General features: G+C 46.8%; 20 protein-coding genes and 1 tRNA gene. 16 read left to right on the forward strand and 5 right to left on the reverse strand.

The genetic code is table 11. The features are described 5' to 3' along the window. The first annotated feature begins 426 nt into the window (after positions 1-426). Both metE and metF read left to right on the forward strand, forming a co-directional pair. Positions 427-2,703, forward strand: coding sequence for a 5-methyltetrahydropteroyltriglutamate--homocysteine S-methyltransferase (gene metE, locus BM101_RS08835; protein WP_087032438.1), 2,277 nt, complete (start codon positions 427-429; stop codon positions 2,701-2,703). Positions 2,704-2,719: 16 nt separating this feature from the next. Then, complete coding sequence (gene metF / locus BM101_RS08840) at positions 2,720-3,580, forward strand: methylenetetrahydrofolate reductase [NAD(P)H] (RefSeq protein WP_087032440.1); 861 nt, start codon at positions 2,720-2,722, stop codon at positions 3,578-3,580. Between the two features lie 135 nt (positions 3,581-3,715). Here the strand turns inward: metF and BM101_RS08845 are convergent, their stop codons facing one another. After that, the gene (locus BM101_RS08845) at positions 3,716-4,573 is read right to left on the reverse strand and encodes a MurR/RpiR family transcriptional regulator (RefSeq protein ID WP_087032441.1); all 858 of its coding nucleotides are present in this window, start codon (positions 4,571-4,573) and stop codon (positions 3,716-3,718) included. A 290-nt stretch (positions 4,574-4,863) separates the two neighbouring features. On the opposite strand from BM101_RS08845, the gene BM101_RS08850 reads away from it, so the two are divergent. The 5 genes from BM101_RS08850 to BM101_RS08870 all read left to right on the forward strand — a co-directional run bounded on the left by BM101_RS08850 (position 4,864) and on the right by BM101_RS08870 (position 9,806). After that, positions 4,864-5,880, forward strand: coding sequence for a Gfo/Idh/MocA family oxidoreductase (locus BM101_RS08850; protein ID WP_087032443.1), 1,017 nt, complete (start codon positions 4,864-4,866; stop codon positions 5,878-5,880). Between the two features lie 18 nt (positions 5,881-5,898). Beyond that, the gene (locus tag BM101_RS08855; RefSeq protein WP_087032445.1) at positions 5,899-7,221 is read left to right on the forward strand and encodes a PTS sugar transporter subunit IIC; all 1,323 of its coding nucleotides are present in this window, start codon (positions 5,899-5,901) and stop codon (positions 7,219-7,221) included. A gap of 44 nt (positions 7,222-7,265) precedes the next feature. Further along, the gene (locus tag BM101_RS08860) at positions 7,266-8,243 is read left to right on the forward strand and encodes a Gfo/Idh/MocA family protein (RefSeq protein ID WP_087032447.1); all 978 of its coding nucleotides are present in this window, start codon (positions 7,266-7,268) and stop codon (positions 8,241-8,243) included. Between the two features lie 164 nt (positions 8,244-8,407). Continuing rightward, a complete protein-coding gene (locus BM101_RS08865; RefSeq protein ID WP_087032449.1) occupies positions 8,408-8,851 on the forward strand; it encodes a heme-binding protein in 444 nt (147 codons plus the stop codon). Between the two features lie 52 nt (positions 8,852-8,903). Then, positions 8,904-9,806 carry a Gfo/Idh/MocA family protein gene (locus tag BM101_RS08870; protein WP_087032451.1) on the forward strand — a complete coding sequence of 301 codons (903 nt, stop codon included), beginning with the start codon at positions 8,904-8,906 and terminating at the stop codon, positions 9,804-9,806. A 110-nt stretch (positions 9,807-9,916) separates the two neighbouring features. Here the strand turns inward: BM101_RS08870 and BM101_RS08875 are convergent, their stop codons facing one another. Continuing rightward, entirely contained in the window at positions 9,917-10,330 is a 414-nt protein-coding gene (locus BM101_RS08875) for a cupin domain-containing protein (protein ID WP_087032453.1), read from the reverse strand. 19 nt (positions 10,331-10,349) lie between these two features. Continuing rightward, entirely contained in the window at positions 10,350-10,667 is a 318-nt protein-coding gene (locus BM101_RS08880) for a carboxymuconolactone decarboxylase family protein (protein WP_087032455.1), read from the reverse strand. 140 nt (positions 10,668-10,807) lie between these two features. Here BM101_RS08880 and BM101_RS08885 point away from each other — a divergent pair, with 140 nt between their 5' ends. The 4 genes from BM101_RS08885 to BM101_RS08900 all read left to right on the forward strand — a co-directional run bounded on the left by BM101_RS08885 (position 10,808) and on the right by BM101_RS08900 (position 13,748). Then, positions 10,808-11,221 (forward strand): MerR family transcriptional regulator, encoded by a 414-nt coding sequence (locus BM101_RS08885; RefSeq protein WP_087032457.1) that lies wholly within the window; start codon positions 10,808-10,810, stop codon positions 11,219-11,221. A 90-nt stretch (positions 11,222-11,311) separates the two neighbouring features. After that, positions 11,312-12,175 (forward strand): DUF3737 family protein, encoded by an 864-nt coding sequence (locus BM101_RS08890; protein ID WP_087032459.1) that lies wholly within the window; start codon positions 11,312-11,314, stop codon positions 12,173-12,175. Then, positions 12,159-13,334 (forward strand): MalY/PatB family protein, encoded by a 1,176-nt coding sequence (locus tag BM101_RS08895; protein WP_087032461.1) that lies wholly within the window; start codon positions 12,159-12,161, stop codon positions 13,332-13,334. The genes BM101_RS08890 and BM101_RS08895 overlap by 17 nt, the downstream gene beginning before the upstream one ends. A gap of 60 nt (positions 13,335-13,394) precedes the next feature. Continuing rightward, entirely contained in the window at positions 13,395-13,748 is a 354-nt protein-coding gene (locus BM101_RS08900) for a cyclophilin-like fold protein (RefSeq protein WP_087032463.1), read from the forward strand. Positions 13,749-13,904: 156 nt separating this feature from the next. Here BM101_RS08900 and BM101_RS08905 read toward each other — a convergent pair. After that, positions 13,905-13,976, reverse strand: a tRNA-Val gene (locus BM101_RS08905). Between the two features lie 272 nt (positions 13,977-14,248). Here BM101_RS08905 and BM101_RS08910 point away from each other — a divergent pair. Then, positions 14,249-14,773 (forward strand): YehS family protein, encoded by a 525-nt coding sequence (locus BM101_RS08910; protein WP_087032465.1) that lies wholly within the window; start codon positions 14,249-14,251, stop codon positions 14,771-14,773. A 118-nt stretch (positions 14,774-14,891) separates the two neighbouring features. Here the strand turns inward: BM101_RS08910 and BM101_RS08915 are convergent, their stop codons facing one another. Then, positions 14,892-15,818: a hypothetical protein gene (locus tag BM101_RS08915; protein WP_087032467.1), complete on the reverse strand. Its 927-nt coding sequence runs from the start codon at positions 15,816-15,818 to the stop codon at positions 14,892-14,894. A 347-nt stretch (positions 15,819-16,165) separates the two neighbouring features. Between BM101_RS08915 and BM101_RS08920 the strand changes: the two genes are divergently transcribed. The 4 genes from BM101_RS08920 (at position 16,166) to BM101_RS08935 (ending at position 24,006) form a co-directional block, all read left to right on the forward strand. Next, positions 16,166-18,340 (forward strand): family 2 glycosyl transferase, encoded by a 2,175-nt coding sequence (locus tag BM101_RS08920; RefSeq protein ID WP_218149913.1) that lies wholly within the window; start codon positions 16,166-16,168, stop codon positions 18,338-18,340. Between the two features lie 261 nt (positions 18,341-18,601). Beyond that, a complete protein-coding gene (locus BM101_RS08925) occupies positions 18,602-20,566 on the forward strand; it encodes an oxygen-binding di-iron domain-containing protein (RefSeq protein ID WP_087032469.1) in 1,965 nt (654 codons plus the stop codon). Between the two features lie 7 nt (positions 20,567-20,573). Further along, the gene (locus BM101_RS08930) at positions 20,574-23,432 is read left to right on the forward strand and encodes a glycosyltransferase (protein WP_177194460.1); all 2,859 of its coding nucleotides are present in this window, start codon (positions 20,574-20,576) and stop codon (positions 23,430-23,432) included. Positions 23,433-23,544: 112 nt separating this feature from the next. Further along, entirely contained in the window at positions 23,545-24,006 is a 462-nt protein-coding gene (locus BM101_RS08935) for a hypothetical protein (RefSeq protein WP_245825688.1), read from the forward strand. The last annotated feature ends 22 nt before the right edge of the window (positions 24,007-24,028 follow it).

Consider the following 24,028-nt stretch of genomic DNA (forward strand, 5'->3'; position numbering starts at 1 on the left):
AAATAGGCTGACGCCTACCGACATTCATCTCCCGCCTACTCATTGGGCTATGCCCCTATCATTCCTTGAGGCGGGAGTCTTCTGTCGGATTGAAGATAAAATTGTACATGGATGTTTTCGTAAACATCCATGCATTTTTTTTTGTGAACGGAGGCTTCGCCGGAGCAAGGCGGAGCGCACCCCGCTCACCTCCGACTAGCCTACAGCAATCCTCCCTCCTTTAGTATAGGGATAACCTATAATTGATTATATTTATTAAGTGTTATCCTATATCCTGTTTCCGTGGCATACTGGAGCAACCTTCTGATAGAAGCTGATCAGCAAATATCGGGACAATGGTAAGACATCATGTTCGCAGTGTTCCCTGATGAGTAGGGAAGGAACTTGAAATAGTAGGAACCAAAAAAATGAAATGGAGGAATCAAAATGAACAGTTCACTAATCGGTTTTCCAAGAGTAGGCAAAGGGCGCGAGTTGAAATTCGCATCCGAAAAATATTTCAGAAAAGAAATTTCGACAGAGGCGCTTGAGAAAGTCGCAAAGGATTTAAGGAAAGAGCACTGGAATCTGCAGCAATCGGCCGGTATCACCCATATCCCTTCGAATGATTTTTCTTATTACGACAACTTGTTGGATGTGACTGTCTTGTTGAATGCTCTGCCCAACGGCTACAAACAGCTGGGGCTGAACGAGCGGGACACCTATTTTGCGGCTGCGCGGGGTTACCAGGGCGAAGCAGGCGACGTCAAAGCGTTGGCGATGAAGAAATGGTTCAACACCAATTACCATTATTTGGTTCCTGAACTGTTCGACGATACCGAAATCAAATTGGCGGGCGACAAGCCTTTTGCCGAGTATGAAGAAGCCAAAGAAATCGACGTGCTGACGAAGCCCGTCATCATCGGCGGATTCACCTTCCTAAAACTGGCCAAATACAAAGGCTCAAAAACAATAGACGACTTTACCGACCAAGTGGCAAATGCCTACATCGCAATTCTCGATCGGTTCAATGAACAAGGTGTGGCGTGGGTGCAGTTTGACGAACCAATCTTGGTCACCGATCTGTCCGAAGAAGATGTCGCATTGTTTGCTTCCCTGTACGAAAAGGTGTTGGCGCACAAAGGCAACGTAAAAGTATTGCTGCAGACATACTTCGGGGATATCAGGGATAGCTACGAAGAAGTGATCGGCCTCGACTTCGATGGCATCGGGCTTGACTTTCTCGAAGGCAAGCAAACCGTGGAACTTTTGGAAACATATGGCTTTCCGGCTGATAAAACGCTGTTTGCCGGCGTTCTGAACGGAAAGAACATCTGGAAGAGCGACTACAAGAAGGTCATCGAGTTGGTTAAAGGGCTGGGAAATTACAGCAACGACATCGTCATCAGCACTTCCTGTTCGCTGCTGCATGTTCCCTACACGTTGGAAAATGAAACCAGCCTGCCGGAGGAAGTATCCCAATATTTCGCTTTCGCGAAGGAACGACTGCAGGAAATCAAGGAACTGACGGAACTGATCGGCACTTCCGGGTATGAAGAGCAGGAAAACTATCTTGTGAATCAGCAAGTCTTTTCAGCGGATAGGGTATACGAAGACAAGCAAGTGCAAGCGGCCGTGGCAAGCTTGGCCAAAAGTGATTTTGTCAGGGACGTTCCAAGAAAAGAGCGGAGAGCGATCCAAAAAGAAAGACTGCGACTGGGCCTGTTGCCGACAACGACAATCGGCTCCTTCCCGCAAACGAAAGAGGTCAAGCAAAACCGCAGCAAATACCGAAAAGGCGACATCAGCAGAGCCGAATACGATGAAAACATCAAAGGCTTCATAAAAGAGTGCATCGATCTGCAGGAAGAACTGGGGCTGGACGTGCTGGTCCACGGTGAATCCGAGCGCAACGACATGGTGGAATTCTTCGGCGAAAACCTGGCGGGCTACGTATTTACCGAAAAAGCCTGGGTGCAGTCCTATGGAACAAGATGCGTCAAGCCACCGATCATCTTCGGTGATATCCGACGCGAAAACCCGATCACCGTGTTCTATTCGGAATACGCGCAGAGTCTTTCCGACAAACCGGTCAAGGGAATGCTCACGGGTCCGGTGACGATCTTGAATTGGTCGTTTCCGCGTGAGGATATTTCACTGAGGGAGATGGCTTTCCAGATCGGTCTGGCGATCCGCGAAGAGGTGCTGGATTTGGAGGAAGCGGGCATCAAAATCATCCAGATCGATGAAGCGGCTCTGAAAGAGAAGTTGCCGATCCGCAGGGAAGAGTGGGCGAGCGAGTACCTTGATTGGGCCATTCCGGCATTCCGCCTCTGCCACAGCGGGGTGCGGCCGGAGACGCAGGTGCACACGCATATGTGCTACAGCGAATTCGAAGAGATCGTAAAGGATATCGACAACATGGATGCGGACGTCATTTCATTCGAAGCCTCCCGTTCCAAACTGACGATCATCGATGCCTTGAAGGCGAACCAATTCGAAACGGAGGTCGGACCGGGCGTTTACGACATCCATTCGCCGCGCGTGCCGAGTGCCGAAGAGATGGTGGCGGTATTGAAGAACGCGCTGACGAAGATAGACGAGGAAAACTTATGGATCAATCCGGACTGCGGACTGAAAACCAGAGGCATCAAAGAAACGAAAGAAAGTCTGGCCAATCTGGTGGCGGCGGCACAAATAATCAAGGACGCAATTTCGGTCTGAAAAGAGGTGATAGCTGATGAAAATAGAATCCAAATTCCAAAAGAAAAAACCGGTGCTTTCCTTTGAAATCTATCCGCCGAAGCGGGATAAAGCGATCCAGAACATCGATGAGACGCTGGCGATCCTGAGCGAACTGGACCCTGATTTCATCAGCGTCACTTTTGGTGCAGGCGGAAGCCATACGAATAATCAGACCGTGGCGTTGGCAAAAAGGATCAAGCAGCAATACGGTATCGATCCGCTCGTGCATTTGACCTGTCTGAATTATTCAAAGTTTGAAATGTGCGAAATGCTGGAAGAACTGAAGGACGCCGATATCGACAGCATCCTTGCCTTGCGCGGGGATACAAACCCGGCAGTGGAAGCGAAAAAGGATTTCCGGTATGCCAGTGATTTGGTGAAATTCATCAAACAATACGGGGATTTTTCTATCAGCGGCGCGTGTTATCCGGAATGCCACACGGAGTCGAAGAACAAGGTTCAAGATATCAGTTACCTGAAGGGAAAAGTGGACAGCGGGGTACAACATCTGATCTCCCAGCTTTTTTTCGACAATAACGTATTCTATACGTTCCAAGAGCATATACAAATCGCCGGCATGCATGTGCCGGTCGAGGCGGGCATCATGCCGGTCATCAATAAAGCGCAGATCGACAAGATGGTGACGCTTTGCGGTGCATCTTTGCCGGAAAAATTTTCCAGAATAATGCAAAAATACGAGAACAATAAAGAAGCGCTTTTCGATGCAGGCATGGCTTACGCAATCAATCAGATTGTCGATCTGCTGGCGCATGATGTGGATGGCATCCATATCTATACGATGAACAATCCGATCGTCGCAAAAAGAATCTGCGACGGCATCAAAAATCTGATTTGATAAGAGCACGCCAAAAACACCGATTTCCCTTACTTGGGGAATTCGGTGTTTTTCATTTTTATTCGCGAGTGACTGCTTCATCACATCAGGATATGGCTTTTCCTTGGAGAATGGGAAAGTTCCTGCGACAGAGAATTACAATAATTCCCATTTCTTTGAAATTTCTTCTTTTCGCTTGAGGCTGTTGAGATTTTTTGTATACTCGCGGGCGTAGATGATGGAAAACAGCGTGTCCAGGATATATTCAAAAGATATTTGCGAAGAAAAGGTGCCGACTTTGAAGAAGTCGAACTCATCATAAGGCACCTCAATCACAACATCGCATAATTGGCTCGAAATCGGTTCCGGATTGCCCGTCAGCAAGATGCAAGGTATTTTCGTTGCGTTCAAATATTTCATGATTTTCTTGTGGGCGGCTGAATTGCCCCCGTAGCTGATGAACATCGCGCAATCCGTTTTGCCCATGCTCAGGGCATTCCAGGCAGCTTCTCCGTATTCGTCGGCAATGATCAAATGTTTATTGATCTTGATGAATTTATTCTGATAGCTACGGGCCCGGATTTGGGAATCTCCCGTCCCGAAAAGATAAATCTGATCTGCTTTTTCGAAAAGCTCTACCGCTTTGTTCAGCTTTTCCTTGTCCAGCTTCACCAATGTCTTTCTGATCGTTTCGATCGTCAGATCCGCCATTTTCTTGGCGATGGTCATCGAACTGTCCATCGGCAGGAAAGGGAAGTTGGGATCGACATTTGTGGGGGTGTGTTTGTTTCTTTGGATTTCATGGATCAGCGCCACCTTGAAGCTCCGGTAGCCTGAAAAACCCAGTTTCTGGCTGAGCCGGATGATCGCTGAATGGGAAGTGAACGTATTTTCTGCAAGTTGTTGAATAACCATATCGGGGACATCATCCAAGTTAGCTAAAATGTAATCGGCAATCCTTTCTTCCGTATCCGTAAAACTTTGTTTCGCTTGTAATTTTTTCAGCAAAGTCATCTTTTTCCCTCCATTATAAAACGCATCCAGTACTGATCCGTCCTGCCCATCGGAACGGTGTTTCCCTCAATATAAGCAATATCCTCGGAAAAGGCAACTGTCAGGTGGGAAAGCAGGAAACATCATAGGAGATGGCAGGATGGGCAAGTGGGTCTGAACATAATGTTCAGTACTTTACATGCAAAGTGGATTTGTACTGAAAAGGAGGTCCTATCTGGCGTAAAAGCGTTTTCTATTTGGAATGCTTTCACTATAATGAGGCCATGAAAGAGAAATGGAGGAATGAATTTATGTTAACAATCGCTTATATCGGCGGTGGAAAAAGTGCCCACCGTTATCACATGCCCTTTTCACTGAAAAATAAAAATATCTGCATCAAAACGATTTTCTCTCCGGTACAAGACAATGCTTGGGAAAAAGTGCCTGGTGTTCTTTACACAGAGAACATTGATGACATTTGGAACGATGATGAAATCCAATTGGTTGTGGTGTGCACGCCATCGGCCTTCCACTATGAGTATGGCAAAATGGCCCTGGAAAAGGGGAAAAATGCTTTAGTTGAGAAACCGTTCACGAACACTTCCGCAGAAGCCAGAGAACTGTTCGCCTTGGCGAAAGAAAAGAATCTCTTTATCCAATGCTATCAAAACCGCAGATTTGATTCAGACTTTTTGACGGTTCAAAAAGTTATCGAGAGCGGTGTTTTGGGGGATATCCTGGAAGTCGAAATGCACTATGACTATTTCAGACCGGAAATTCCGGAGTCCATTACGAGTTTTTCGAAGGTGAATAGCTATCTTTACGGGCATGGCTGCCATACCATCGACCAAGCCTTGTCTTATTTCGGCAATCCGAACAGCATCAGGTATGATGTCAGACAACTTTTAGGCAAAGGGCGTATGAATGACTATTTCGATTTGGACCTCTTCTACGATTCGAAGAAAATTTCCATCAAATCCAGCTATTTCCGTATAAAGGATCGTCCAAGCTTTATTGTCACAGGGAAAAATGGCTCGTTCGTCAAACAGACCAAAGATCGCCAAGAAGAACACTTGAAAGTATTCCATATGCCTACAAACGCCGATTTCGGGATTGATTTGCCGGAACATTACGGTGTCCTCACTTATATGGATGATGCGGGCCGCTACCACGAAGAGAAAGTCATTTCCGAAGTGGGAGACTACGGAAGAATCTATGCCGGCGTCTATGAGGCAATCGTCAATGGGAAAGAAAAAATCGTCAAAGATGAAGAGACCATCCGCCAAATTGAAATTTTAGAAGAAGGCATCAATACAATACAGGAATAATTTCAGGAGGTATGAAAAATGGATAAATTATTGCAGATTCTAGAAGACAAATTGACTCCGATAGCAGTGAAACTGGAACAAAACCGCTATTTGACCGCTGTGAAGAACAGCTTCATGGCAGCGATGCCGCTCTTGATCATCGGTTCCTTCTTTATCTTGTTAGCCTACTTGCCGATCAATGCTTATACCGAATTCATGTTGAATACGTTCGGATCCGATTGGCAACGGATGTTTACGATCCCCAACAACATTTCCATGGCCATGATGACCGTTTACGTTGTGGTCGGAATCGGTAATGAATTGGCGCAATCGTACGGGTTGGACAGAATGGCCGGCATCTTTGCGGCGTTGGCATCCTTTTTCGTCGTCACACCAATGCACCCTTTCGCGGATGACACACTGGGAATCGGGATTCCGTTGGGGAACCTGGGCGCTGCCGGATTATTTGTCGGCATCCTGATCGCAATCATTTCGGTGGAAATCATACGCTTTACCGAAAAAATGGGTTGGAAAATCAAAATGCCCGATTCGGTTCCGCAAAACGTATCGAAGTCCTTCTCATCCTTGATTCCGGTTGCGCTGGTCATCGTTATCTTCAATTTAGTACGCATCGGCTTTGAGCAGACCAGCTATGGCGACGTACAGACGTTCATCTTCAACAATCTGCAAACGCCATTGACGGCACTCGGCAGCACCTTGCCGGCGACCATCGTGGTACTCATTATTGAAGGCGTTCTTTGGTCATTCGGACTGCATGGAGCGAATATTGTCGGCAGCGTGATGCAGCCGGTCTGGTTGACCTTGACTGCCGAAAATGCTACAGCGGTTGCTGCAGGACAGGCTATCCCGCATATCGTGAACTATCAATTCTACAGCAATTTCGTCAAAGTCGGCGGCTCGGGTGCCACATTCGGTCTCTGCCTGTTGCTCCTATTCGCAGCCAAATCGAAGCAATTCAAGGCTTTGGGCAAATTATCGATCGGTCCGGAAATCTTTACGATCAATGAGTCGATCATTTTTGGGATGCCGATTGTTTTGAACCCGATCATGATCGTGCCGTTCCTTTTGACGCCGCTCGTCTTATGTATCGTTGCTTATGTTGCCATGAGTACGGGGCTCGTACCGTATACAAACGGGGTGAATATCCCATGGACCACGCCGCCGGTCATCTCAGGGTTCTTGGTTTCCGGTTGGAGAGGGGCAGCGCTGAATATCGTGCAGATCGCCCTTTCCGCAGCAATCTACTTCCCGTTCTTTAAAGTAGCGGATAATCTGGCTGTCAAAGAGGAACTGGAAAACGAAGAAGTACAGCAACTGCAGATGGATGCTGTTGAAGCATAAAAAATAAATAAAAATGCAAAGAATCGAAAAAAGGGGTCATTTATATGAAGCTTGCAATACTAGGATCGGGACAAATCGTCATGGATTTTCTGACGATGGCGAAAGATTTGCCTGATACGGAATTAGTCGCCATATTCGGCATCGAAGCAGAGCGGCCGAAAATGGAAGACCTGAAAAATACATACGGCATCGGAAAAGTATTCACGGACTACGAAGAGGTTTTGAAAGATCCGGCCAACGATACTATCTATGTCGGCCTGCCCAATCATCTCCATTATGCTTTCACGAAACAAGCCTTATTGAACGGGAAAAACGTGATCTGCGAAAAACCGTTCACGATCAAGTCCGCTGAATTGATTGAACTGAAGGAAATTGCCGCAAGCAACAAGCTGATTTTGATCGAAGCGATCACGACGCGCTACCTATCCAATTATCTGGCAATCAAAGAGCAGATCCCTCAGCTGGGGGACCTGAAGATCATCGAGTGCAACTACTCCCAGTACTCATCTAGGTATGACGCCTTCAAGAACGGTGAAGTATTGCCTGCCTTCAGTCCGAAAGCGGGCGGCGGAGCCTTGATGGACATCAATATCTACAATATCCATTTTGTCGTCGGCATCCTTGGGAAACCTGACTCGGTTAAGTATCTGGCAAACGTCGAGAGAGGGATTGATACATCCGGTATCCTGTTGCTGGAGTACCCAATCTGCAAAGTCGTCTGCATCGGCGCGAAGGATTCGGCGGCGCCGATCCGTTCGATCATCCAGGGCGACAAAGGTTCTGTCGTGTTGAATGGGCCAGCCAATATCTGCAATTCCTTTGAGGTGAACATGAATGGGCAGGAGAGCCAAGCAGTGGACAAGAAGGTCCATCCGCACCGGATGTACGAGGAATTCTGTGAATTTGCGCGGATGATTGCCGAAAAGGATTTTGCGAAAGCCAAGGAAATGCTGGAGCAAAGCCAAGTCGTGATGGAAATCGCCGAAGAAGCGCTGGCAGGAGCCGGGATAACGTTAGGCTGATTTCATTGACTTGAGTATAAAAAAGGAGGACCTGCACGCTGGCGAACAGCGATCAAATGCAGGTTCTCTCATTTTTATAAACAAGGTTCTACAGTTTTTGCAACGCTAAAATAAGATCGTTGACCGGTTGATTTTCTGGTTACGGATGGAAGGGTAGTGTGATAATGGATAAAGCCAATGTATTGAATCTAGAAACAGAGCTGCAATTTGAAAAATTTACACATGCGCTAGGATTGGAAATTGCGCAAAGTATCGTTGAGAAAGTGAAAAAAAGATACGTGAAGACGGTAGGCATAAGAATTGTGCACAATGATCTGTTGATTCTGCATTATTTGATGGACGGAAGAAAAGAGAGCCCTTGGCTGAACCGAAAAGAAAAGACGGTGTTGGAGAGCGGCCACAGTTCGCTGTATGTTTTTCTATCTTCGGATGAAGTGCCGGAATATAAAGAGTGGGAGAGCGATGAAGCATATGCCATCTGCGGAGGCGGATTCCCGATCATCGAGAATGGTCAAGTCACAGGTGCTATTTGCGTTTCCGGGTTGGAGCATCTCGATGATCACACATTGATCGTCGAATCGATAGAAGAAGTGTTGGCAAGTGCCTGATGGAAGCCGCAAGCATTCTCTGTAAAAGATAAAGAACGGGGGCAAATGGAATATGAAAGTTGGCGTCATCGGAATCGGGAACATTGCGCAGAAAGCGTATTTGCCTGTCATGGCAGAAATGCGGGATGCTGTGGAGTGGCATCTCTGCTCCCGGAACAGGGAAAGGCTGGAAATAGTCGGAAAGAAATACGGTTTCGAACAGCTGTATACAGATGTTGATGAGTGGATGGACAGCGGCATCGAGGCTGCTTTTGTGCATGTGGCGACGGCCGCCCACGGGAAAGTAATCCGTAATTTGTTGGAACGGGGAATCTCGGTCTATGTAGACAAACCAATCAGCGACGACCTGAACGAAGTGAGACAGCTGATCGAACTGGCGGACGCGAAGGATTTGATGCTGACAACGGGATTCAATCGCCGCTTTGCGCCGATGATCAGTCAATTGAAGGGGATACCCGACAAAAATATGATCTTCATCCGGAAGGACCGGATCAACTTGGCTGAGCCAGTCCGTCATGCTGTTTATGATTTGTTCCTGCACATCGCAGATGCCGCGCTGTATTTACTGGATGAAGAGATCCTCTCGGTGCAATCGAAGATCATCGAAAAGGACGGCAATCTGAAGCGGATCTGGATGCAGCTGGAAACGAATACGACCAGCTGTTTTGTTTCGATGAACTATGAAGCGGGCGCCAATCAGGAAGTGATGGAGGTCCAGAGCCCGGATGGTATTGTGCGGGTCGTGGATTTGGCCGACATGACCATCCAGAAACAGGATGCGACCCAGCTTGCCGGTTTTGGCGACTGGGAAGGGACGTTGCGCAAACGCGGCTTCGAACCGCTGATCCGTGATTTTATCGAGGGAGTCGCGCAGAAGGAAAATCCCGTCTCTACCGATTCTACTTATCTGAGCCATTCCCTCTGCGAGAAAATCCTGCATGACAACGGATATTGATAATTTTTCCGCTGTAAATATAGAAGGGTGATCTGCTCTCTTAATAACTAAAAAAAAATAAAAATGCTCGCTGTAGAATGGAAATTACAGCGGGCATATCGTCGTTTTCTCTATTGCTGAAGGTTATCATACAACTCATCCGAAACGGGTTCCAGCCATTCGGGCGTGCCGGCAGTAATCGCGACATGCTCAAACCAACTGTCTTTGGCGGCACCGTGCCAATGTTTTACACCATCATGCGTAACGATGACATCGCCCGGTTCCAAATGTTGGGCAGGCTTGCCGTCTTCCTGATACCAACCTTCTCCGCCTGTGACCAATAGGATTTGATAGCCGTTACGATGGATATGCCAGTTGTTGCGGCAGCCGGTTTCGAAGGTTACGTTACCAACCCCAACGTTCACTTCGGGATCAGCCACCAGTGATTTCAGATAGCTTTGACCGACAAAGTATTGTGCGTAAGCTGTATTCTTTTCCCCAACCGGGAAAATGACGCCATTTTTTACTTCTTCGTTTTTGGACATAAATTCTTCCTCCTGTAATTTAATCTTTGTATATTTCTTTGGCGATGTTGAAGGCCGACCATGCTTTTGGCCATCCGACATAGAAGGCAAGCTGGGTGATGATTTCGGCAACTTCCTCCTTGGTCACGCCGTTTTCCTTCGCCTTGTTCAAATGGAACGGGAGCTGCTCGAAGTTTCCGCCTGTGATCAATGCCGTAACGGTGACGATGGAACGATCGCGTGGAGAAAATTCTTTTTCCCGTGACCACACTTCTCCAAACAAGACATCATCATTTAGCTCGGCGAATTTGGGTGCAAAATCCCCTAAGGCATCTCTGCCCGCTGTTACTTTTGCCATATAATCATCCTCCTTTTCTATTATGATTACATCATACGACTTGAAGTGTACTTTAAGTCAAGGCAGAGGTCTGAAATTTTTTGTGCTTCATCTAAAAGAACCTGTGCTATAGTAGCTGTATAAAATGGAGGTGGGATTTCATGCCCTATTCAATTGGAGAATTTTCGAAAATAATCGGCATCCCGACGTCTACGCTTCGCTACTATGAGAATGAAGGTCTGCTGAAGCCGGACCGTGATGAAAATAACTTGCGCGTCTATACAGACGATGACATCGGATGGACAACATTCCTTTTGCATCTGAAAGGCACGGGCATGTCGATGGCGGAACTGAAACAATACACCGCGTGGCGTGCGGAAGGGGATGCGACGATGCAGGCGCGGATGGATCTGCTGGAGAAGAGGCATCAGCTTTTGCAAGAGAATATCCAGGCATTGATCCAGAACCTTGATGTGCTTGAAAGGAAAATCAATTTCTATGAAAATCGCCTAAAAGGGAAGAAATATGCCTTCGCCTTCAAATCGGACCAAGAAAAGAATAGTAGCGAAGAATAAGCTTGCTGATTGGCAGGCTTATTTTTCCCCCTTGACTTAACCTTAACGTTAAGTTGTATGCTGAGAATGCATAAGAAAGGGGTAACAAATATGAAACAGATCAATCAAGGTTTATTCACGGGCGAACGTGCCTTATTCAAAGCGAGAGATCTAAAGATCAGCAATTCCGTTTTTGCGGATGGGGAGTCTCCCTTAAAGGAAAGCAGCGACATCTTGCTCGACAACGCTATCTTTCGTTGGAAATATCCGTTGTGGTATTCGAGGAACATTACGGCAAACAACATCACGTTGGTGGACACGGCGCGCTCCGGCATTTGGTATACCCATGATATAACGATCACGGACAGTATGATCCAAGCGCCGAAGACATTCAGAAGAGCCAGCGATATTTCTTTGGAACGTGTGGAATTACCCAATGCGCAAGAAACTTTCTGGAACTGCAAAAATATAACGCTGAAACAGGTAAACGCAGCGGGCGACTATTTTGCCATGAACAGTGAAAACATCAGCATCGAAGATTTTTCCCTATCGGGCAATTATGCTTTTGATGGTGCGAAGAATATAGAAGTCAAAAATGCTAAATTGATCTCAAAGGATGCTTTCTGGAACTGCGAGAACGTGGTCGTAAGGGATTCGACGATCATCGGCGAATATCTGGGCTGGAATTCCAAAAATATCACCTTCATCGACTGTATCATCGAGAGCAATCAAGGCATGTGTTACATGGAAGATTTGAAGATGGAAAATTGCACGATCATCAATACGGACTTGGCGTTTGAATACTCGACGGTCGACGTTCAAGCAACCACAACCATAGACAGCATCAAAAATCCGATCAGCGGCACGATAACGGCTGCAGGTGTAGGCGAATGGATTTTGGATGATCCCGAAATCGCTGCCGATAAAACGAAATTTCATCTAGCGGAGGAACCGGAATATGCCATTCGATTTTGACCAGATCATCGACAGAAGGAACACAAACTCTTACAAGTGGGATGTCAAAGCGGATGAATTGCCGATGTGGGTAGCGGACATGGATTTTCAGACGGCACCTGCTATCGTAAGGACCATTGAGGAGCGGCTAAAACAAGGCACTTTCGGCTACAATACCGTCCCTGAGAGTTTTCAGGAGAGCATCATCCGGTGGTGGCAAACGCGGCACCAGTTTACGATGAAAAAGGAATGGATACTCTATTGCACGGGTGTCGTTCCGGCCATTTCTTCAATTGTGCGCAAAATGACGGAGATAGGCGACAATGTTGTCGTCTTATCGCCTGTATATAACATTTTTTATAACTCCATCTTAAACAACCAAAGGAACGTATTGGCAAGTGAATTGCGTTATGAAGAGGGCGCTTATGCCATCGACTACGAAGACTTGGAAGAAAAAATGGCTCGCAGTACAACCTCGCTGTTCATTTTTTGCAATCCTCATAATCCGATCGGAAAAGTGTGGGACCGGCAAGCGCTGGAGCGGATAGCCGATTTGTGCATCAAGCATAACGTTCTGATAGTAAGCGACGAAATCCATTGTGATTTGACGCATAGTGGCCACACCTATACGCCATTTGCATCCATTTCCGAGGAAATAGCTGACCAAACGATCACTTGCCTTGCGCCGACAAAAGCGTTCAATATCGCCGGGCTGCAAACAGCGGCTATCGTCATCCCGAACCCGGAAATCAGAAAGCTTGTGGACAGGGGGATCAACACGGACGAGGTCGCAGAACCGAATACTTTTGCGATCCAAGCGGCTGAAGCGGCTTTTAACGAGGGGGAAGAATGGCTGGAGGAACTACGCGGCTATTTGGAGCGAAACAGAAAAGCATTGACGGAAATATTGGAGCGGTTTGTGCCGGAAGTCAGTGTCGTGCAGGCAGAGGCGACTTATTTAGCCTGGATCGATTGTACAGCAATCACAAGCGACACAAAAAAATTATGTGCGTTCATCAGAGAGAAGACCGGGCTGTACTTATCTGAAGGGGATATTTTCGGCGGAAACGGAGCCCGTTTTGTCCGCTGGAATTATGCTTGTCCCAAAGCGCTCCTGGATGACGGCATCCAGAGATTCGTCAAAGGGGTTGCGTTGTACAAAAAAGAGGGAGCCCGATGACATGGATGCATCGGACAGTATCCAGTCCCCACAAAACGAAGAAGAAAGGGATGAACATATATGAAAGCAGACATGAGAATAAAGTCTGACGTCTATTCGATTACCTTGAACAACACAAAAGCCGCCAAAGATTTTGCGGCTATGATGCCCATCACGTTAACTTTGGAGGACTACGCGGGCTCTGAGAAAATCAGCGATTTACCTTCAAGGCTTGATAGGAGCGATTCGCCGGCCGGCACCGATGCGAAGAAAGGGGACATCGCCTACTATGCACCATGGGGAAATATAGCTTTATTCTATGGGGATGCAAGGTTTGCCCATGGATTAGTAGCACTAGGGAAAATAGATGAAGGAAGCAAAATGCTGTCTTTATACGGCAATCGCTTCGAGGCGACATTTGAGATTTCTGAATAGAAACATATCAAATTATGAATGAAATCGATGATTGCTTGAAAAGAAATTGATCAGAAACGGACAGGGAAGTTCCTGAGGCACCCTATCAAGAAAAGCATGCAAAAAAAGAGGCACAATCGAAGTGAACCTTCGATTGTGCCTCTTTGTAAGTTATGATGGTCCCTACTGGGATTGAACCAGCGACCCCTACCATGTCAAGGTAGTGCTCTCCCGCTGAGCTAAGGAACCGGGGAAATGTAACACGTCATGTGCGTATATTTTATTATAGCACAAATTTCGGACAAGTGAAGAGGGAATAGAAAAAAATCAATAAAAGGAGCGGAAAATAGATCAGAACCGGTCTCTTATGCAACGAGGAACAGCCATAAGGCACAAGCAAAGAGGGTGCGCACAAGGGCTGATGTTCCTTGTCCGCGGAATCTCCGATAAAGCATGCAATCCAGGCATGAAACGGTTATACTGGAAAAGGATAAGCAAATAGGAAAGTTTTGGAGGTTGCTATGGATAATAATGATATATTAATCCGTCTGCGCTATGCGCTGGACATCAAGGATGCGGATATGGTCGAAGTCTTCCGCCTCGGCGGGGTCGAAACGACGAAGGAAGAAGTCCAAAAAATGCTGTTGAACCCGAAGAAGAGCGGCGCAACGGAAAAGGATGACGAGGAGTTCTCGGACAATGTGGATCGGCTTGTCTGCGATAATCACAAACTGGAATCCTTCCTGAACGGGCTCATCACTTCCCAACGAGGAAAACCGGAACCTAAGCCAGGCGAAGCGGAAACAAAGCCGGCAATGGTTCTGAACGAGGGGAACGTCAATAACATCCTACTGAAAAAAGTGAAGATCGCTCTCTCGCTTACAAGCGAGGACATGCTTGGAATTCTGGAATCGGCCGGTGTCACGATCTCAAAAAGCGAGTTGAGTGCCGTTTTGCGGAAAGAAGGGCAACGGAATTACAAACAATGCGGGGATCGCTATGCGAGGAACTTCCTGAAGGGTTTGGCGATGCGCTACCGGGGCTGATAATTAAATAGCTTCAGAACGAAGAAGGAGAGCCAGCAATCATGGAAATGACTGCTGGCTCTCCTTCTGTTTTTGTTTTCTTCAGCCTAGTAACGATTGGACGAAATCGGCTGACAGCTTACGGATTCATGCTCATCCAGCTGTCCAGATGATGGATGCCGATGCCGCTGAATGCGCGGTTTTTACTGAAGTATTGTCTGACGAGGTTTAATTCATTGTACATGTAGGTGCTGCCTTCTTCGAAGAAGGTTACATAAGTCGGATCACCAACGTTTTCCGTTTCCACAGCAATGGTTGCACTGGCATTGTATTGCTTAGCCAAAGTCATTTCCGCTGCAGCGAGTTGATTGATGCCGTTGGCTCCGGCGGCGGTATCCCTGTATGCCATGATGGTCACAGTCTTGATGTTATTGAAGATCCATGCGGCAAGATTTCCTGTTCCGTATCCTGTGCTGTAAGAGACTTCGTTAAACCAGAAGGGAATATCGATACCCAAATTCAAGGACAAGTTGCTGGCGGCATTTTTCGCATTCAACAAGAAATCCTGATAGCGGTTCAATACGGCATTTGGATCAGTGTTGTATCCGGTGCTATAGTGATAGGGCTCTACATCAAGATGGATTCCCTTGAACTGGGCCGCGACGGCAGAGTTGGCCTGATAATCCGCAACCCAAGCGAAGAAGGCGTCCTGATACACGCCACCATTTTCCATAACCCAATCCGGAGATCCGTCCAAGGCATGAACAGCAATGTTGTTGGCGGATGCTCTGCTGATGAAATCCTGGTAATAGGAATAGTCCAGATTGTAATTGACCTGCAAATAAACGGTGGTGACATGGTTATTTACCAAGAATGTGAGGATGTTATCCGAATTGTAAGTGATTTCGTTCGTATCCCAAAGCCAAGTAGAATACCCTTGAGGACTTGTACTTGTAGCGGCGCTGCTATTTTTGTTGGATGCGGCCTGTGCAATACTTGTTGGCGTAAAGAGAAGTGCGATGAACAGAATGATCAGGATAAGTTTCATTGATTTCATTGGCTTCATGCGTCATACCTCATATTCATATTTTTTTATTTATTATACCATTGTTAGCGAAATCAAAATAGAGACAATATAGCTTTTTTATAGAAAATTTTTCTTCGGTCCGCCCAGTTTTTTCGAAGCCTATCTTTCTGTGGGCAGCATGTCCTGTCATTTAAACAGCTCATTTGGGAAACCTTAAAATATTTTGAGAAGCCAATTATTTATCCAATGGGAAAATAATTGGTTATTTCGAATTACGTGTATTGAAATTCATTTTAATAATGATAAGATAACTATCGTATTATTAAAATGAATCAAAAAGTTTAGAACATATTGTTCAAGGCCTTTTTGTTTCGAGGGGAAATAAGATGAAAAAAAAAATGAACAGAAGGAAACAGCTTGTCGCAACACTGGGCATTTTGTTGATCGCATCGGTAGCCCTTGCCTACTTTTTGATTCAGAACGGTGCGGCAGCGGCAAAAGAGGCTGCCGTCTATAAAGAAGCCGGGTTATCCTTTGTGTCGAAAACGGAAGGCAAAGATTTTTATGTCTACAAGGATGAAAAATGGGAAAAGACGTTCCTGAAAGGCGTCAATATCGGTGCCGCAAAGCCGGGCTATTTTCCCGGGGAACTCGCCATCACGAAGGAGGAATATTTGCGTTGGTTCCGGTACATCAGCGAAATGAATGCCGAGGTGATCCGGGTATACACAACCTTGGAACCTGCTTTTTATGATGCCTTGTATGAATATAACAAGGAGGCCGCAAAGCCGCTCTATCTTATGCAGGGTGTGTGGATCAACGAAGCAGATATCGCCGAACTGCAGGATGCCTATGCGGAAGACGGAAAAATTAAAAACGACTTCATCAATGATGCCAAGGACTTGGTGGATATTTTCCACGGGAATGCCGTTCTTCCTAAAAAAGCCGGCTTTGCGAGCGGCGAGTACACGAAGGACATTTCGCAATATGTCATCGGTTGGATTTTAGGGATTGAATGGGATCCGGATTTTGTGGATACGACAAATGCGAACAACCCTGACCGAACGAGCTATTCAGGAGAATACACCTATACAGAGAATGCATCACCGTTTGAGACATTTCTGTGCGAGGTGGGCGATGCGGTTCTGACGTACGAAGCCAACAAATACCAGACAACGCGGGCATTGGGCTACGCGAACTGGGTAACGACCGATATGCTGAAGCATCCGAGCGAGCCCTATGAGAAGGAGGATAGGGCGGTCGTTAATACGGAACATATCAAGGCACAGAAAAAATTTTTGCCGGGACTGTTTGCCTCCTACCACATTTATCCGTACTATCCTGATTTCCTGAGCTATCAGAAGGATTATGTCACCTTTGTGGATGAGGAAGGTAAAGTCAACACCTATCGTGCCTATTTGCGGGATCTGATGAAGCAACACACCATACCGGTCCTTGTTGCCGAATTTGGGGTTCCCGCATCGAGGGGAAAAGCCCACGAAAGTCTATACTCCGGCTATAATCAAGGCCAACATGACGAGACGGAACAGGGGGAGATTGTGGCCGATCTCCTTGGGGATATCTATGCGGAAGGCTATTGCGGCGGACTGGTCTTTACTTGGCAAGATGAGTGGTTTAAACGGACCTGGAACACGATGGACTTCGATTTAGCCAACAGACGCGCTTACTGGTCAAATCCGCAGACGAACGAGCAGGAATTCGGGCTGATGGCTTTTGACCCAGGCGAGAAAGAGAGCATCTGCTATGTTGACGGCGATATTTCGGATTGGGCAGAGGACGAACCGATTTCCAAAACGAAAGATGGCTCCTTGTATGTGAAGTCGGATGAGAAATATGTCTATGTGCTCGCTAAGACAACGGATTTCACATTCGGGGAAGATACTTTGTATATCCCGGTTGATTCATTGGGCGGACAAGGAAATGCGGTTGATGCCAGCAATGGTCTGCAGTTTAAGCGGCCGGCGGACTTTCTGATCAAGATCAACAGCAAAGATGATGCCCGGATACTGGTGGATGCCTATTATGACTCCTTCTATTATCTGTATGCCGAAAAGTTGAAAATGATCGAAAAAAATGCGGATTATACAGTCGCAGGAGCGGGTATCTTCAATCCGATTTATCATTGCCTTTCGAGGGAGATCTATCTGCCTGAAGATCAAACAACCGTGCCTTTTTCAAAGTACGAGACCGGCAAATTGAGCTATGGCGATGCCAATCCTGAACACGATGCGTATAATTCGCTGACAGATTTTTCTGTGAAGGACGGGAATATCGAAATCAGGATCCCATGGCAGCTTTTGAATGTCATGGATCCTTCAACAAAATCGATCATGGGGGATCTCTACAAAAATAATGGCGTCACAGCCGAACAGACCGATAAGATGTATTTCGGCATGGGCGTCGTAAAAAGCGGAGAAACAGCACATTCCGAAATCGCCATGAATGCCTATTCGTGGGATTCATGGGATCTGCCGACCTATCATGAAAGGCTGAAGCCGTCCTATTATATCCTGCAGAATCTCTTCGAAAAGCTGCAGTAAATCGATATACAAATACAAATGAAATGAGAAGGCCAGTATTCCGTTTGTCGGATTTTGGCCTTCTCTTTTTTTTGTAGCGTGCCATAAGGGGAAATTGGAAGGTCGTTGCGTGAAAAACAGCATATATATTTTTGGAATTAACATTCGAAAAGTTATCACTATTTAAAGTGACTTTTTTAGGCAACGCTATGTTATAATTCTGTTTATTGAGTAAATAAAATAGCATAAAATTAATAGAGAAATATATCGAGGTATAAACTTATGGAAAATCAATTGAGTAGCATGGGAATTACAGATGACGTATATAGACTAGGGGATGTCGAAAGCCAGTACAATACGTATCTGATGATAGATAGTGGGGAAGGGATTCTGATCGATCCCGGATCAGCGTTGGGTTTTGAAAGGGTTTTCTCTGAGCTGGTAAGCATCATACCTTTGGAAAAGATCAAGTACGTAATCGTGCATCACCAGGGGCCGGATTGTTGCGCCAGTCTTCCTCTGTTTGAGCAAAGAGGCTTGCAGGCGACTGTGGTAACCCTTGGGATAACGGCCGATTCTTTGCAATTTTATGGGGTCACATCGCCTATTTATAGCGTAAATGAGGAAGGTTTCAAACTGACGTTGTCATCGGGGCGGGAACTTCTGTTTCTGACGCTGCCCTCGGTGCACGTTGCCGGGGCCATGCTGACATACGACAGCGGATCGAAGACACTCTTCTCGAGTAATCTGTTTGGGCCAACCATAAACAGCCGGAGCGGGTTACCTGCGGAAGCAGGTACTCTTGCACAATACCCGCACACTGGCGCGATGGTGGGGTCGGTAATTGAGAAGCTGCTGCGTTTGGATATCGCAAGAATTGCCCCTCAAAACGGGGAAGTGATCGACCAGGATGTAAAGACGTACATCAAAAAAATGCGGGATTGTGATACTAGCAACCACAGCGAGCAAAGACTCTCGGCATCAGGCAGCTATTTGAACGCCTGCAACCGGGTGATAAAGCGGCTTTATACCATCTATGAACCGGAAAAGGTAGCGGCGGTACTGAAAAGAGAAGGCGTCCTGTTGGATGAACAGACGGGGCTGGTCCGGGATTTTGATGCAACCGGGCGAGAGTCTTGGAATAGATTGTTTGAAGTATTGTTCAGTGAACAAGGGATCCGCGTCTTGCAAATACTGGAACCCTTGGTGCAGACCATAGAAAAGGAGGACGATATTCCGATACCGGATCTCCTGCATTCCAAACTGTTGAAGAGGGACAGGAAAATTAAAGAAATCAACGACAAGTACCGGAAGCTGGAGGCGTTCAATCAGAACCTGGTGAATAGCATCGAAAAAATCCAGGACAAGTTCATCCGTTGCCCCAACACCGGTCTATTCAATGAACTGTTCTTTCAGGATTTCATGAAGACGGCGGGCAACGATTTTCCCGAGGGTGCCCTGTTTCTGATCGATATAGATAACTTGGCGGACATCCGATTGCATTATGGAACCAAGTATAGAGATGAAACCATGAAAAATCTTGCTTATCTATTGAAACGGGAAAAAGGAAAAATGCATCGGCTATTCAAAATAGAGGATTCGTTGTTCGCCTACTTCATTCCGGAGACAAATGGGAATGAAGCCCAATCCCTGGCGGAACAAATCAGAACAATGGTTGCGCAATCGGATATCTTCAGAGAAAAAATCACCTTATCCATTGGCCTGGTTCTCTTTAAAGAGCTTGGCGAGCAGGTGAGGACACCGGAATGCATTTCCGAATTCCTCCATAATAGTGCGTTCAACCGTTTGAGGATAGCCAAAATAAATGGGAATACGGTATGCGGTGCATCATCTGCGGAAATGGACGGGAGTCTCGTCAAAACGGTACTGCTTGTGGATACGGATGACATGAACCTGGAGCTCATGAAGAGTGCGTTTGAGAAGGATGGCATCAAGGTGTACACCGCAAACGACGGCGTCGCGGCACTCGCGATAACCGATACGGAAAAGATTGATTTGATCATTTCCGAGCTGATGCTTCCCAAGATGGACGGCTTGTTGTTGAAGGAGAATCTGTCCTTCTATTCCGAACGGGAAAAAATTCCGTTCATTCTGATTTCTCATAAGAAGGATAAGCCAACGATGGAGAGGGCGCTCCTGGTGAATGTGACCCATTATTTCAAAAAACCATACATGTTCACGGAACTCATCGGTATCGCAAAAAACAGATTGAAAGGCGGTATCTGATTTGAAAATGGAAGCACATTTGATCATTATCCTCATCTTCGGGATCATTGCTGTGACGGGTATGCTGGTTGCATTGACTTTCTTCAGAAAGAGAAGGCATGATCTGGAAAAAGAAGAAACCGCAGCAATGGACCGCTTCATCATCAATGGCCTTTTTGGAGCCGATACATCCCTTTCCAAAAAAGACGGTAGACGGTTCATCGAGCGTTTCACTGCTTTGAAACAGAGTGTGGCCACCGATGGGGAGATGGAAAGCCAATTCAGTGCCATCGTTGCATCTTGCGGATTGGATGCATACTACATGAAGCGGCTGAAGTCCAAGTTGAAATTCAGGAGAATCGAAGCCGGCGTCTATTTAGGCATCATCGGTACGGAGGCTGCCCGGGAGGCCCTTGAACAGGCCGTTGGACGGGAAAAACATTATTCAGCAAGGCTGTATCTCATCAGTTCGTTGGTAGATATCGGAAATCCGGAATCGATACCGAACATTGCAAAGACCATTCTGGATGCGCCGGATTGGTACCGCGAAAAAGTGCGGGAAATGCTGTACGAGTTCGGAACAGACTGCTTTGATCATTTCGCTGAAATAAAAGACAGCGCCCGAAAAGAATACAAAGAACTGATCATCGGTTTCGCAGAAATTTACCCGGTCAGCAACCTGATAGATTACTTGAGAGGGCTTACAAGGGATCAGGAAGAAGAGGAGAGCATCCGCTATAAAGCCACGACTGTCTTGACGAAAATCTATGCTCTAGAAACGGATCGGCCCGAGTTTATGAATCACGCGGATCCCTATATACGGGGCATTGCCGTCCAGGGATTGGGTTCCAATCCATCCGTTGTCAATTTGTTGCGGTTGATCCCGCTGCTCGCGGACGAAGAAATGGGAAGCCATGCACATGCGGCTATAGCCAAAATCATCGCGGCAAAACCACCGCAAGTCTGCATTCTGGCCGAAGAGTTCCATAAATATGAAGATGATGGGGTCAGGAGCAGCCTGGCTGAGCTGATTTCAAAGCGGATCGACTACATGATGCTGAAGGTGTCGGCGGACAATGCGGGCGAATTCAGAGCCATCCTCAAGGAAATCATGCGGAGAGGACACAACAGCAGCATCATCGGTTTTCTGAATAAAAATAGGGACAGCAACCTTGAATCGGCAATCATCCCCATCCTCAAGGAAGTGTTTGAGGAGAGCCCAGCCGTGAAAAAGGAATACCGCATCTATTTGGACGATTGGCTGCTGAAGAAATGCGATCTGACCAGATACGTATCCAAAAACAATAGGAAGGAAGAAACGCACAACAAGTGGGTAGTGGCCTATCTCTATTTCCTGGTTTTTGTATTGCTGTTCAGCTTTCCGGCCGTATATGCCCTTCGTCACCGGGAACTGCTCATGACGATGACGTTATTCGAACAATTGAAGGTTTATGTGGTCGACTTCAACTATTACCTGATCTACTACACTACCGCGGTGAACGGTGTCTATCTGTTCCTGCTGTTTTGTTCCTTTATCGGGGTCACGAAGCAAGCGAAATATTGGAACCTGAAGAAGCTGCCTTTTTTATTCAGAAAGAAGATGCTGCCTTCGGTTTCGATCATCGCACCGGCCTTCAATGAGGAAGCGACCATCATCGAAAGCGCCAATTCGCTCCTTAATCTGAGGTACCCCGACTATGAACTCATCATCGTCAACGACGGTTCAAAGGACAGCACCCTCGAAACCCTGATCCAATACTTCAAGCTTGAAAAAGTGGATGTGAGGGTGGATGAGAAGCTGAAGGCGATGCCGATCAGGGGGATCTATCGGAACGCATCCAGACCCAAATTGACGGTTGTGGACAAAGAGAACGGCGGCAAGGCGGATTCCCTGAATACGGGTATAAACATCTCCTCAAAAGACTATTTTTGCGGCATCGATTCCGATTCACTGCTGGAGACGGATGCGCTGCTCAAATTGACTTCGCTGTTGGTTGATGAAGAAGTGGAGTGTCCCGCAATGGGCGGAAACATCTTCCCCATCAATGGTTGCGCCGTTGATAACGGGACGCTTACAAGCCTCAATATACCCGACAATCATGTGGCAAAACTGCAGACGATCGAGTACATCAGGGCCTTCATGGCTGGCCGGGTCGGCTGGGCGCAGCTGAATTGCCTGTTGATCATTTCCGGAGCCTTCGGGTTGTTCAAAAAGGACCGCATCATCGAAATCGGCGGCTATCTCACCAGTAGCGGAAAATACAACAAGAATACCGTTGGCGAGGATATGGAACTGGTGGTTCGGTTGAACCGCCATATGCTGGAACAAAGCCAAAAATTCAAAATAAAATATGTCTACAACGCCAACTGTTGGACAGAGGTGCCCGAAAGTTTCAGGGTGCTGAAAAGCCAACGGGACAGATGGCACAGAGGGCTCATCGATATCTTGACCTTCCACCACGAGCTTATCGGCAACCCAGACTACGGGAGGGTCGGGATGATCGCGATGCCTTACTTCTTCATCTTCGAGATGATGGGGCCGCTTGTGGAGATCCAAGGCTATATCATGGTGGCGTTGGCGGCTGTATTGGGATTGTTGAACCAAGAAATCGCCCTGCTGCTTTTTGCATCCACGATCCTGATGGGGATCCTGATTTCTGTTTCTTCCCTTTATCTGGCGGAAAAGGAATCGGATTATTTCAGCTTCAAGGAGCTGGCAATACTTGTGCTCTATGCCTTTATGGAAAATTTCGGGGCAAGGCAGTTGATCAGCTTATGGCGGGTGACGGGATACCTCAATTCCTTGAAAAAACCGAAGGGCTGGGGCAAGATGGAGAGAAAAGGATTCGCCGGCAAGACCAGCACTGCAGATTTCCCGAATGCTTAGCTGAACGGAAGGCACAAGTTTTCACCGATATGTAACAAACGAAGCCGCTCATGTGTGGTAGAATGAGCAGAGCCCTGAATATTTAGTCGGGCACATACTAGGAGTGATGACCATGACATTGTCTTTTGAAGAAAAAAAAGCTATTTTTGACGACTATAAAGAACTGACGCCTGTACCCGTATCGATGAACCGCCTCAACTATCATTTTAAGGCCAGCGCGGTGGATCATACCATCGTCGTCCGTTTCTTGCACCCGAACGGAAATGCCTTTATCTACGCAGGCTATCTGCCCAAGGAAGAAACAGCTAAAGGCTATCTTTCCGTTCTGGATGCCGACGAAGCGGAAATCCGCGAATTGGTTGAGAAAGCCATCGATTATTTGAAAAAAACGGAGGATGGCTATGTTGAAGGCTATTCGGAATTATGGTTTGACCAAACCGGGGATGTTCTGCGGTTGACGTATGATAATCCGATGTGGTCTGTATCCTTGCCGAATGGTACGATAGAAGGCGTCTTCAAATCCAAAGAAGCGGCTATCGGCTACTTGATGGATGAGAACTTTTTCGAGGGATAAGCACCGGAAAAACGGATCTGTT

The sequence above is a fragment of the Trichococcus palustris genome (assembly GCF_900114465.1).
GTDB lineage: Bacteria > Bacillota > Bacilli > Lactobacillales > Aerococcaceae > Trichococcus > Trichococcus palustris.